Source organism: Streptomyces sp. TAA486, assembly GCF_000426165.1.
Genome location: NZ_AUEV01000013.1, coordinates 198,143 through 210,364, shown reverse-complemented (window position 1 = coordinate 210,364; position 12,222 = coordinate 198,143). Strand labels below are relative to the sequence as shown.

The 12,222-nt window shown below is 70.5% G+C and carries 12 protein-coding genes; 6 read left to right on the top strand and 6 right to left on the bottom strand.

What is annotated here, in order from left to right:
• Positions 1-906: an aminoglycoside phosphotransferase family protein gene (locus tag I004_RS0118450; protein ID WP_037976749.1), complete on the top strand. Its 906-nt coding sequence runs from the start codon at positions 1-3 to the stop codon at positions 904-906.
• A gap of 484 nt (positions 907-1,390) precedes the next feature.
• Complete coding sequence (locus tag I004_RS0118445) at positions 1,391-3,097, top strand: thiamine pyrophosphate-binding protein (RefSeq protein ID WP_028436709.1); 1,707 nt, start codon at positions 1,391-1,393, stop codon at positions 3,095-3,097.
• A gap of 167 nt (positions 3,098-3,264) precedes the next feature.
• Here the strand turns inward: I004_RS0118445 and I004_RS34700 are convergent, their stop codons facing one another.
• From I004_RS34700 to I004_RS0118425, 4 genes are all read right to left on the bottom strand, one after another.
• A complete protein-coding gene (locus I004_RS34700) occupies positions 3,265-5,787 on the bottom strand; it encodes an HAD-IC family P-type ATPase (RefSeq protein WP_051345156.1) in 2,523 nt (840 codons plus the stop codon).
• Positions 5,788-5,808: 21 nt separating this feature from the next.
• Positions 5,809-6,102: an ANTAR domain-containing protein gene (locus tag I004_RS34695; protein WP_051345155.1), complete on the bottom strand. Its 294-nt coding sequence runs from the start codon at positions 6,100-6,102 to the stop codon at positions 5,809-5,811.
• A 204-nt stretch (positions 6,103-6,306) separates the two neighbouring features.
• Positions 6,307-7,035, bottom strand: a complete 729-nt coding sequence (locus tag I004_RS0118430) for an antibiotic biosynthesis monooxygenase (RefSeq protein ID WP_028436708.1) — start codon at positions 7,033-7,035, stop codon at positions 6,307-6,309.
• Between the two features lie 178 nt (positions 7,036-7,213).
• Positions 7,214-7,471, bottom strand: a complete 258-nt coding sequence (locus tag I004_RS0118425) for a hypothetical protein (RefSeq protein ID WP_028436707.1) — start codon at positions 7,469-7,471, stop codon at positions 7,214-7,216.
• 216 nt (positions 7,472-7,687) lie between these two features.
• Here I004_RS0118425 and I004_RS0118420 point away from each other — a divergent pair, with 216 nt between their 5' ends.
• A complete protein-coding gene (locus I004_RS0118420) occupies positions 7,688-7,861 on the top strand; it encodes a permease family protein (RefSeq protein WP_158677050.1) in 174 nt (57 codons plus the stop codon).
• On the opposite strand, the gene I004_RS34690 is transcribed toward I004_RS0118420, so the two are convergent.
• The gene (locus I004_RS34690) at positions 7,824-8,069 is read right to left on the bottom strand and encodes a hypothetical protein (RefSeq protein WP_051345154.1); all 246 of its coding nucleotides are present in this window, start codon (positions 8,067-8,069) and stop codon (positions 7,824-7,826) included. The genes I004_RS0118420 and I004_RS34690 overlap by 38 nt on opposite strands.
• A gap of 136 nt (positions 8,070-8,205) precedes the next feature.
• On the opposite strand from I004_RS34690, the gene I004_RS0118410 reads away from it, so the two are divergent.
• The 3 genes from I004_RS0118410 (at position 8,206) to I004_RS0118400 (ending at position 10,964) form a co-directional block, all read left to right on the top strand.
• Entirely contained in the window at positions 8,206-8,673 is a 468-nt protein-coding gene (locus tag I004_RS0118410) for a MarR family transcriptional regulator (protein WP_051345153.1), read from the top strand.
• A gap of 96 nt (positions 8,674-8,769) precedes the next feature.
• The gene (locus I004_RS34685) at positions 8,770-10,224 is read left to right on the top strand and encodes an MFS transporter (RefSeq protein ID WP_037976747.1); all 1,455 of its coding nucleotides are present in this window, start codon (positions 8,770-8,772) and stop codon (positions 10,222-10,224) included.
• Between the two features lie 104 nt (positions 10,225-10,328).
• Positions 10,329-10,964, top strand: coding sequence for a 2'-5' RNA ligase family protein (locus I004_RS0118400; RefSeq protein ID WP_028436704.1), 636 nt, complete (start codon positions 10,329-10,331; stop codon positions 10,962-10,964).
• Between the two features lie 200 nt (positions 10,965-11,164).
• Here I004_RS0118400 and I004_RS0118390 read toward each other — a convergent pair whose 3' ends face one another.
• Positions 11,165-12,166, bottom strand: a complete 1,002-nt coding sequence (locus I004_RS0118390; protein WP_028436703.1) for an aldo/keto reductase — start codon at positions 12,164-12,166, stop codon at positions 11,165-11,167.
• Between the last annotated feature and the right edge of the window lie 56 nt (positions 12,167-12,222).

Genomic DNA, 12,222 nt, shown 5'->3' with positions numbered 1-12,222 from the left:
ATGGGTGACGGCACGGAAAGGGAAGCCCCGGCGGCAACGCCGTTCACCGAGGCGCGGGCGCGGGCCGTGCTCGCATCCGCCGGCGAGCGTGCCGAGGACGCGCGGCTCCTGGCGCTCGGCGAGAACGCGGTCTTCGTACTCGACGCCTCTGAGCCCCTCGTCGTACGGGTCGGGCGCGACCCCTCGCTCCGGGAGCGCGCCGAGCGCGAACTGCGCGTCGCAGACTGGCTGCAGGAACATCAGGTGCCCGCCGTGCGTGCCGCCCGGCCCGGCGTCACCGTCGTCGACGGCCATCCGCTCACCTTCTGGCGGCGCCTGGACGAGCCCGCACGCGAGGCCGTGCCCGCGGACCTCGCCGGACTGCTCACCCTCGTACACGCCCTGCCCGCCCCGCCGTTCGCACTGCCGCGCCGGGACCTGCTCTCCGGTGTGGAGCGGTGGCTGCGGCTGGCAGGGGACGCGGTGCCGGCGGCGGACGCGGCATATCTGCGGGCCCGGCGCGACGACTTCGAGTCCGCCGTCGCCGAGCTGACCCCCGTCCTGCCGCCGGGCCCGCTGCACGGCGACGCCCTGCCGCGCAACGTCCACGTCGGTCCTGACGGCCCGCTGCTGCTCGACCTGGAGACCTTCTCCGACGATCTGCGCGAGCACGACCTGGTGGTACTGGCCCTGAGCCTCGACCGCTACGGGCTGGACGAGGCCTCCTACGCCGGCTTCGTACGCGTCTACGGCTGGGACGTGCGGGAGTGGCCCGGCTGCGCGGTGCTGCGCGGCGCACGGGAGACGGCGGCCTGCGCCTGGGTGGCGCAGCACGCGCCCGGGAACCCGGCGGCGGTCCGGGAGTTCTCGCGACGTGTCGGCTCGCTGCGGCAGGGCGACGCGGTGGTGCGCTGGCACGCGTTCTAGGCGTACCCACCCGATACCGTCCCGCGTGGCCCCAGGTGCCGCTACGGGTGCAAGGACCCGCGCGCTCGTGAACGTCCCGGCGCGCCGGCCCCCCGCCGCGGTCGTGTGGAGCTCCCGGCCCGTGGCCCCTCGCGTGATCACCTGCGGTTCCCCTCCGGGATCACCGGTGCCCGTTGATCCCGGAAGGGCCCGCCCACTCCGGAACCCCTGCCGACCGGGCCCGCACGCGGGCCCACCACGGCCCTCCCGTCAGGGCACGCGGGCGGCCCGGCCGCTCGCGCTGCATGGGTATTGGCCTGAACTTATGCTGAGGGCGACGGTGATCCCGTTGTGGGCCGCGGCGCGTCGGCAAGACGCACAGGAGGGCGCCGCGTCGCCGACGAATCGCACACACGCAGAGAGTGCTCCCGGCGTTCCGCAGCACAGGACGTCGCGGTCGGCCCTGCGAGGGCCGAAGGGTCCGGGGAGCGGGACGGAGGGAACCGTGACCACCATCACCACGGCACAGTCCACGATGACCATCGGCGACTTCCTGCTGCGACGCCTGCGGGAAGCGGGGGTCTCCCATCTGTTCGGGGTCGCCGGCGACTTCAATCTCGAGTTCCTGCTGCAGATGGAAGAGGGCGACGAGTTCAACTGGGTCGGAAACTGCAACGAGTTGAACGCCGCTTATGCCGCCGACGGTTATGCACGGCTCAACGGAATCTCGGGGCTCGTGGTGACCAACGGTGTCGGGGCGTGGAGCGCGATCAACGGTGTTGCCGGCGCGTACAGCGAACACGTTCCCGTCATCGCTGTCTGCGGGTCGCTCCCGCTCAAGTCGCTCGACCGGAACCTGCTGATGCACCACACGTCGGCCGACACCGACTACGACGCGGTGATGCGCGGATACGCCCAAGTCACAGCGGCACAGGCCAGACTGACGCCGCGCACGGCCGTCGCCGAGATCGACAGGCTCATCCTCACCGCCTGGCAGCGCAAGCTTCCGGTCTACATGGAACTGCCCTCGGACATTGCCCACCTGGATGTGGAGGTTCCGGCGGAACCGCTGCGGCTCACGATGCCGCCGAGCGATCCCGAGCGGTTGAGTACCTGCGCCCGGGCGATCCTGGACAGGCTCACCGACGCCCGCTCGCCCGCGATTCTCATCGACCTCGACGCGGACCGTTTCGATGTCGCGGACGAGCTGCGGGAGCTGGCCGAAAGGCTGAACATCCCGATCGCCGCCATCAACACCTCCAAGGGCGTCATCGACGAAACGAGCCCGTACTTCCTCGGTCTTTACGCGGGGGCGGCGAGCGAGCCCGAAGTCCGCGAGGCGGTGGAGAACAGCGACTGCCTGCTGACGATCGGGCTGCGCAGGGTGGACACCTCGTCGGGTGCCTTCAGCGAGGCGCTGCCCGGTCAGCGGATAGACGCGCGCGGCGACGCCGTGGATATCGGCCCCGAGAACTTTCAGGCCGTCTACCTGAAGGAACTGCTCAGCCAGGTCGCCGGCCGGGCACCCTCGAGGAGTCCCGAACGCACCACGACGGGTGCGCCCACGCGGGAGACGGACGCCGTCGTGCCCTCGGGCCCGCTCACCCAGGAGTCGTACTGGAAACTCGTTCAGGACTTCGTCCAGGAGGGCGACGTGCTCATCGCGGAGGACGGCACCTCCGAGGCGGGCTGCCTGGCGTTGCGACTGCCGCCGCGCTGCTCATTCATCACGCAGGTCATCTGGGGATCGATCGGCTACAGCGTGGGTGCGGTCCTGGGCACGCTCCTGGCCGCACCGGCACGCCGTCACCTGCTTTTCGTGGGTGACGGGTCCTTCCAGCTCACGGCACAGGAGATCTCGACGATGCTGCGGCACGACCTCAAGCCCATCGTCTTCCTGCTCAACAACGGCGGCTACACCGTGGAGCGCGCCATCTGCGGCAAGGAGGGCCGCTTCAACGACGTCGCCAACTGGGCCTACGCCGATCTGCCGAAGGTCCTGCATCCGGGGACGTCGGCCCAGACGTTCGTCGTGAGGACCGCGGCCGAACTGCGGGCCGCGCTGACGGCGCCGCACAACAGCATGATTTTCATCGAGGCGGTCATGGACAAGTACGACGCCCCAGCGCTGGCCGTCGAAACCGGCCACGGTATGGCAGAGATCGACTACGGCCCCCGCGGGCCGCAGCACCGGCCCGGCGTGCAGATCTGACGGGGCCGGGTTCCGGCGACCGGGGCTTCCCGCCCGTGGTGAGCGGGACATGCGGACGGCCGGCCAACGCAGTCCCCCCGCCGCTGCCCGAACTGTGCCCTTCTCCGGCCCGGTTCGGGCCGCGGTCCGGTTCGTTCCGAGCGGGCGGTCCACGGAGCTGATGAACGCTAGCCGCCCCGCGCGCGATCCGCGCCGGCCTCCTTCCACCGGTACCTATGAACGCGCCACGCGACCTCCAGCGCCAGCCCGGCAGCCACCGCGACGGCCACGGAGGCCAGCGGCATCTCCGTGCCCACCAGCTTCAGCGCGAAGAAGTCCTGCAGGGTGGGCGTCACCAGCACGACCACGAAGGCCAGTCCCATCGTGGCCACGAGCCCGACACGCCACCAGCTGTACGGCCGCGCGACGATCGCGAGCACCCACATCGTGATCAGGAAGAGCGTCAGCGTCGCCACGCTCGTCTCGGCCGCCAGCGACCCGGGGCCCGAATAGTGCTCACGGGCCAGCAGATACGTCACGAAGGTCGCCACCCCCGCGATGAGCCCGGCCGGCACGGAGTACCGCATGACTCTCCGTACGAAGTGGGGCCTGGCACGCTCCCGGTTGGGCGCGAGGGCGAGGAAGAAGGCGGGGATGCCGATGGTGAGGGACGACAGCAGCGTCAGATGGCGCGGGAGGAACGGGTAGGGCACCTGCCACAGGATCACGAGCAGGGCCAGCAGCACCGAGTAGACGGTCTTGGTGAGGAAGAGATTGGCGACGCGTTCGATGTTGCCGATGACCCGGCGGCCCTCCGCCACGATGGAGGGGAGGGTGGCGAAGCTGTTGTCGAGGAGCACGATCTGGGCGACGGCCCGCGTCGCCTCGGAGCCGGTGCCCATCGCGACGCCGATGTCGGCGTTCTTGAGCGCCAGTACGTCGTTGACCCCGTCGCCGGTCATCGCGACGTGGTGCCCGTGCTCCTGGAGGGCGTCGACCATCGTCTGCTTCTGCCTCGGCGAGACCCTGCCGAAGACCGTGCCGCTCTCCAGTGCGCGCACGATCCCCGCCGCGTCCTGCGGAAGCCGGCCCGCGTCGACGGGATTCTGTGCGCCGCGCAGCCGCAGTTTGCCCGCAACCGCGCCCACGGAGACCGCGTTGTCGCCGGAGAGGACCTTCGCGGCGACGTCCTGGTCCGCGAAGTAGTGGAGGGTGTCACCGGCGTCGGGCCGTAGCCGCTGCTCCAGTACGACGAGGGCGGCGGGGACGGCCCCGTCGACGGCTTCGGGGGAGTCCGCCACGTGATCGGTGCCGGCCAGCAGCAGCACCCGCAGCCCTTCGCGGCTGAGTTCGTCGACGTCCGTCAGTGCCGGGTGCCCGCCCGGCAGAAGGACGTCGGGGGCGCCCAGCAGCCAGGTGCGCCGGGTGCCGTCCGGCTCGACGAAGGTGGCTCCGCTGTACTTGCGGGCGGAGGAGAAGGGCAGCGACTCCGCGGTCCGCCAGGCCGTGCCGCCGTCCCGGCCGTCGAGGGGATATGCGTCGACGATGGCCCGCATGCTCGCGTTCGGACGCGGATCGGCGGAGCCGAGGGCCGCGAGCACCCGTTCCACGTAGGCGGCGTCCGCGGCCCCGCCACCGTTTCCGCCCTCCTGGCCGTCCCGGTCCTCCGGGCCGTTCCTGCGGCCCTGCCCACCGGTGCCGTCCTGGCTGCCCCTGCCGTCCTGGAGGACGCGCACCTCGGCGACGTCCATGCCTCCCTCGGTGAGGGTGCCCGTCTTGTCGAGGCAGACGATGTCCACGCGCGCGAGCCCCTCGATCGCCGGCAGTTCCTGCACGAGGCACTTGCTGCGCCCCAGCCGCACGACGCCGATGGCGAAGGCGATCGACGTCAGCAGCACCAGGCCCTCCGGCACCATCGGCGCGATGCCGCCGACCATGCGGCGGATGGCGCTGTCGATGTCGTTGTGCTCGACGACGAGCTGGCTGAGGACGAGCCCCAGCCCGGTCGGGACGATCACCCAGGTGACGTACTTGAGCAGGTCGTTGATGCCGCTGCGCAGCTCGGAGTGCACGAGCGTGAAGCGGGAGGCCTCCTCGGCCAGCTGTGCGGCATACGCGGCACGCCCCACCCGCGTGGCGGTGAAGGCGCCGCTGCCCGCGACCACGAAGCTGCCGGACATGACCGGGTCGCCGGGCTGCTTGGTGACGGGGTCGGCCTCGCCGGTCAGCAGCGACTCGTCGATCTCGAGGCTGTCGGCCTCGGTCACCTCGCCGTCCACGACGCATTTGTCGCCCGGCCGGATCTCGACGAGGTCGCCCAGCACGATCTGCGAGGTGCTCAGACGCACGGAGGCGCCGTCCCGCCTGACGACGGGCTTCACCTCACCGATGACGGCGAGGTTGTCGAGGGTCCGCTTCGCGCGCAGCTCCTGCACGATGCCGATGAGGGTGTTCGCGATGATCACGAACCCGAAGAGGCTGTCCTGCACGGGTCCGACGATGAGGATGATCACGAAGAGGACGCCGATGATGGCGTTGAAGCGCGTGAGAACGTTGGCGCGCACGATGTCCGTGAGGGAGCGGCTGCTGCGCACCGGCACGTCGTTGATCTCGCCGCGCGCGGCCCTCGCCTCCACTTCCGCGGCGCTGAGACCCCGCTGCGGGCCGTCTCCGGGGTTCGTCCCGGCGGCGGTGCCCGTCCGCTCCGTCATGCATCCGACGTTACGGGCGTTTCACGTGCCTTGCCCTGCTTGATCCCCGTACGCGGTCTTCAGTGCGGCACGCAGCGCGGTGCTCAGGGGATCGGGTAGTTCCTTGCCCTGCGTCGTCTCCACCAGGGCCGCGGCCACATGGTGCAGCTTGGTGTTGGTGTGCTGCGAGACGGCGACGAGGACGTGCCACGCGGAGTCGGGCGTGCAGCGGTAGGCCGCCATCAGTACACCGTGTGCCTGGTCGATGACCGGACGTGTTGCCATGGCCCGGCGAAGCTGCTCCAGCTCGGCATGCGGATTCTCCGCGTCGCCCATTCCTGCCCCTTCAGCTCAGGGTGACCCGTGGCGCACCGCTGAGACAGCGGGCTGAGGGGCATATGCCCTACTGCGTGATCATACGCATGACTGTGCTGTGGAAGGGAGTTGGCATGGTCGGCGCAGCGCGACGGGCCGCGTCCGGCAAGGCCGCGTGAGGCGGGTCGGAACGTCCCGGACGGCATCAGCCCGACACGGATGCCGTCAGCCCGGCACGAGTGAGAAGGCCGGCCGGAAGCGCTGGACGGTGCTCCCCTTCAGTCCCGGGTACTCCTGCACCCGCTTCCACAGCGCGGTGGGACTGCCGATTCCCCGGCCCGGCGCCTCCAGTGCCGTGATGTGCGCTTGTGTGCTTTCCCACTCGGCGTAGTTCAGTACGCGTGTGCCGTCCGTCCCGATGTGGAAGTGGGACGAGATGCCGCCGGACGGCAACTGCGGATCGTCCTGCAGCGCTTCGAACACCGTGTCCACCCAGGCACGTTGACGGTCCGGGTCCGGGCCCTGGAATTCGATGTCGACGATGACGATGCAGCCCGGCACCCGCGCGTCGCTGTCCAGCGTGCCGCTGCGGTAGAGCCGGAAGCGGCCGATGCCGAGGCGTTCGATGCCCGGGACGGCGGTGTCGATCTCGTCCACGCGGCTCTGGCGGTGCTCGCGGACGTAGGCCTCGTAGGCGTCCTCGCCGGCCCACTGCGAGTAGTGCAGCAGGGTCTCGCCGTCCTCACCTGCGCAGAGGTGATACCCGAGGAGATCGGGCGAAGGCCAGGGCTCGCGCTCCCAGACGGAGGCGATCGCGTCGAGCGCCGCCTGGATCCCGCCGCTCCGTGGCGGTTCTCCGGAGCCACCGGGCGTGGGCAGCCGCCACTTGCTGAAGAAGGCGAAGCGGGAGTCGTCGCGTTCGGGGTCGGGGCGGTCCGTGGTGCGTACGGTCATGGCCGGTTGCCTCCGGTCGTGCGGTCGTGGACGGTGCCATCGCGCTCCACGCTCGTCCTTCAACCCCTGTTGAAGTCAAGGAAGCCACCCGGAGCCGGGCGGGCTCGCCTCGAAGAGGGCTGGCCCGGCGTGCGGCGGCTCGGGATGGCGGGAGCCACGAGCCGCGGGAGGGGTGCCGTCAGGCGGAGTCGCTTGCGTCCCGCTGCATGGCGCGCTCGCGCGCCAGCACGTACCAGAGGCCGATCAGGCCCAGCCCGCCGCCCGCGCCGCAGGTCCAGATGAACCAGGTGTGCCCGTGGTCCTCGTACCAGCCGTAGAAGGGGAGCTGGGCGAGGAAGAGGACGAACCAGATGCCGGTGCCGACCAGGACCGTGCCCCTGACCGGGCCCTCGAGCGGCTCGGGGGCCTCGCGCTGGCCGTCGGTCCACCGGTTCATGAGGCCCATCGCCGCAGCTTCCTCTCGCGCTCGCAGGGCCGGCGCCCGATCGTGCGCCCGCCGGCAGGGCACAGCCTATCGAGGGCCGCGGAGGCGCGGGAGGCCGGTGGTTCTACGCGCGGAGATGGCGTTCGGCCGATCCATTTGTTCGTTCAGCTGCAACCACATTGGGCCTGGCACACGATCGCCGTCCCCGCCTTCCTGGCGGTGGTCGCGATGCCCTTCACCCGAAGCATCACCAACGGGATGGGCCTGCGAGTGCTGGCCTTCATCCTGCTCAGGGCGGTGACGGGTCAGATCCGTCAGGTGCCGCGGCTGCTGAACGTCGTCGGCGCCTGCTTCCTCGTCCACTTCATGCTCGACCTGATCGGGCGCGCTCTGGGCGTGTAGCGAGCCGGCCTCTCCTGCCGGCCGAGGAGAAGAAGCGATCCGCCTCCTCGACGGATGTCTGGAGCCGTTCGTCGAAGTCGTCGCGCACGAGCGCACGGACCACATAGTCCTGAACGCTCATGCCGCGCTTGGCGGCGTGGGTGTGCAGCCGGTCGAACAGTTCGCCGTCCATCCGCAGGCTGAGCACCTTCGAGGTCGTCGAAGTCATGAGTCAACGGTCCCGGGCGGGCCGGGGGTGATGTGTCAGATTTCCGTGCGATGTCACTCGTATGTGTGAGTCGGTAGACAGGGTGTGACCTGTTCCCTCCTATTCTTTAGAGGAGGTAATGAGTTACGCTAACAACATGCCGGAAACATCCGAGCGCCGCACGGTCGGCGCGGGCCCTGCGAACGAGCTCGACATGGCAGCGGTGAACTCACTGCGCACCGCTGTCATGCGCCTCTCGCGACGCCTGAAGCACCAGCGGGTCGACGAGTCGCTGAGCCCGACGGAGATGTCCGTACTGGGCACACTCGCCCGCTGCGGTTCCGCGACGCCCAGCGAACTGGCCCGCAAGGAGCACGTCCAGCCCCCGTCGATGACCCGGATCGTCTCCATGCTGGAGGCGAAGGGGCTGGTGCGGCTGGAGCCGCACCCCGACGACCGCCGCCAGAAGACGGTCACGCAGACGGAGCGAGCCGAGTCGATGCTCGCCGCCAGCCGCGAGAAGCGGAATGCCTGGCTGGCCGAACTCGCGGGTCGCCTCGACGATGACGAATGGGAGCGGCTGCGCGCCGCGGCACCGGTGCTGGAGAAGCTGGCGCACTCGTAGTCGGGGGAGCCCGGTCAGGGCCTGCGGCACACCCGTAAGGAGCAGTACGGCACGACGGAGACGAACGGACGCGACGAACGAGGAGGCGAAGGCGATTTGAGTACGGGCCACGGAACAGATTCCGCACCCGCACCAGATGACAAGCCACGGAACGAACCACACGGCCACCGGCCGGACGCGGCGGCGACCGGCCCCAACGCACCGGAGGGGCAGCGGCACCGGCACACCCCGGACGCTCAGGGCAAGCCCGCCTCCAGGCCATCGATGTTCTCATCGCTGCGCATCCGCAACTACCGGCTCTTCGCCGCCGGCCAGGCCGTCTCGAACACCGGCACCTGGATGCAGCGCATCGCACAGGACTGGCTGGTGCTCAGCCTCACAGGGTCAGCCACCGCCGTCGGCATCACCACGGCCCTGCAGTTCCTGCCCATGCTGCTCTTCGGCCTCTACGGCGGCGTCATAGCCGACAGATGCGACAAGCGCCGGCTCCTCCTGATCACGCAGTCCGTCATGGGGCTGACGGGACTGGCGCTGGCGGCCCTGACGCTCAGCGGCCACGTGCACGTCTGGCACGTCTACGCGCTCGCGTTCGTGCTCGGTCTCGCGACGGTGCTCGACAACCCGACACGGCAGACGTTCGTCTCGGAGATGGTCGGCCCCGAGCAGATAGGCAACGCGGTCTCGCTCAACTCCGCGAACTTTCAGAGCGCCCGCCTCGTCGGGCCCGCCATCGCGGGCGTGATGATCTCCGCCGTCGGCAGCGGCTGGGCGTTCCTCTTCAACGGCCTGTCCTTCATCGCGCCGCTCACCGGTCTGCTGCTGATGCGCACCAGCGAGCTGCAGAGCATCGAGCGCGTCCCGCGCAGCAAGGGCCAGCTGCGGGAAGGACTGACCTATGTCCGCAGCCATCCCGATCTGATCTGGCCGATCGTGCTCGTCGGCTTCGTGGGCACCTTCGGCTTCAACTTCCCGATCTGGCTGACCGCGTTCACCGACCGGGTCTTCGAGGAGGGCGCCGGGACGTACGGGCTGCTCAACACCCTCATGGCCGTCGGCTCGGTGGCCGGGGCGCTGCTGTCCGCGCGGCGGCGGGCGACCCGCATGCGGCTGATGGCAGGGGCCGCGCTGGTCTTCGGTCTGCTGGAGACCGCCGCGGCGCTCTCCCCGTCCTTCTGGCTCTTCGCCGCCCTGATGGCGCCGATCGGGATCATGAGCCTGACCTTCAACGTCACCGCCAACTCCAGCGTGCAACTGGCCTCCGACCCGGCGATGAGGGGCCGTGTGATGAGCCTCTACATGATGGTCTTCATGGGAGGTACGCCCATCGGCGGGCCGCTCATGGGCTGGGTCACCGACACCTTCGGTCCCCGTGTCGGCTTCCTCTCCGGTGGCGTGATCTCCGCCGTTGTGGCCGTCGGCGTGGGCCTGGCGCTGGCACGTGGCGCGGGGCTCCGGCTCCGCGTGGACCTGCGGCGCGGTCACCGGCACCTGAGGTTCGTGGAGCGGGAGGCCGCGGGTGCCGAGCGGGAGAGGGTGACCTCCGCCGCGTAGATGACGGGGGAACGGGGCCATGGTGCCGCAGTGCCACCGGAGCGCCGCCGTCGTCGGGCCGGGAAGCCGGACGGTGGCGCTCCAGGCGGCGGCATGCTGGGGGCATGAGACTCTTCACGGCTCTGCTGCCCCCGGACCACGTGCTCGACGCATCCGGTCAACTCGCCGACAAGGTGGCGGAGTTGCGTGCCATGGACGGCGCCGGACAACTGCGCTGGACCCACCGCGCCAACTGGCACATCACGCTCGCCTTCTACGGCGAGGTCGGCGAAGGGCAGCTGGACGGGCTGCGAGAACGCCTCTCGCGGGCGGCCCGGCGCGGCCGGCCGCTGCGGCTGCGGATTGCGGGCGGCGGCCACTTCGGCCACCGGTCGCTGTGGGCCGCGGTCACCGGCGCACCCGCCGACACCGGCGGCGCGCGCTCCGAGGCGGCCGGGGACGAGGGGCACCGTCCCGACGGCGAAGGCGTACGGCGGCTCGCCGCGACCAACGCCGCGGCCGGACGCCGCGTCGGCCTCGGCACGGACGAGCCCCGCAGGTTCCGCGCACATCTGACGCTGGCCCGCTCCAGGTCGCACCCGCTCGATCTGCGGCCGTACACCGCGGCGCTCGACGAGTTCGCGGGCGAGCCCTGGACCGCAGGTGAACTGGCACTCGTACGCAGCAATCTGCCGGACAGCGGAACCCCGGGGGACCAGCCCCGTTACGAGCAGATCGCGGGCTGGCCGCTGGGCGGGTGACGGACTTGGTTACGGTTGGGGGCGTGAATACCAAGACGAGGACGCGCATCGTGAGCGGTGTGCTCGTGCTGATGCTCATCGTGGTGGCCGTCGCAGCAGCGGTCGGCGCCTAGAGCCTGCCGAGAGGCCCAGGATCCCGGACCCCCGGGGTCAGCCCCGTGCCCGCGCTCGCGGGCACGGGACGACTGCTGTCACGCCGCCTACCAGGCGAACGCCTCCGGTGACGGACCCGGGCCGGGGAAGATCTCGTCGAGCGAGGCGAGCAGCCCGTCGTCGAGATTCAGCTCCACCGCGCGCAGCGCCGAGTCCAGCTGCTCAGGGGTGCGCGGGCCGACGATCGGGCCCGTCACGCCCGGCCGTGTGAGCAGCCAGGCCAGTGCGGTCTCACCCGGGTCGAGGCCGTGCTCGGAGAGCAGGTCCTCGTACCGCTGGATCTGTTCGCGGACCTCGGTCCTTCCCAGTGCGTCCGCCGAGCGGCCCTTCCCGGTGCGTCCCGTGCCGCCGGACCCGTCCGCCGCCTTGCGGATCGCGCCGCCGAGCAGGCCGCCGTGCAGCGGCGACCAGGGGATCACCCCCAGGCCGTAGTTCTGCGCCGCCGGGATCACGTCCATCTCGGCGCGGCGTTCGGCGAGGTTGTACAGGCACTGCTCGCTGACGAGCCCGTATGTGCCGCGCCGTGCCGCCGTCTCGTTGGCCTGCGCGATGTGCCAGCCCGCGTGGTTGGAGGAGCCCGCGTAGATGATCTTGCCCTGCTGGATCAGGACGTCGACGGCCTGCCAGATCTCCTCCCAGGGCGTCCTGCGGTCCACGTGGTGGAACTGGTAGAGGTCGATGTGGTCGGTCTGCAGCCGCTTGAGGCTCGCGTCGACGGCCCGCCGTATGTTGAGCGCGGAGAGCCGGTCCTGGTTGGGCGTGCTGTCGCCCTCCGCGGCCATGCTTCCGAACACCTTGGTGGCCAGTACGGTCCGCTCGCGGCGGCCGCCGCCCTTGGCGAAATAGGTGCCGATGATCTCCTCGGTGCGGCCCTTGTCGGGACCCCAGCCGTACACGTTGGCGGTGTCGAAGAAGTTGACGCCCGCGCTCTGCGCCGCGTCCATGATGGCGTGACTGCCGGCCTCGTCCGTCTGCGGTCCGAAGTTCATCGTCCCCAGGACGATCCGGCTGACCCTGAGGCCGGTGCGGCCAAGCTGCGTGTACTCCATGGCTGTAGAGCCAAGCCGTTGGAGTGGGCTCGAAGCAAGGACCCACCTCCAGAGCC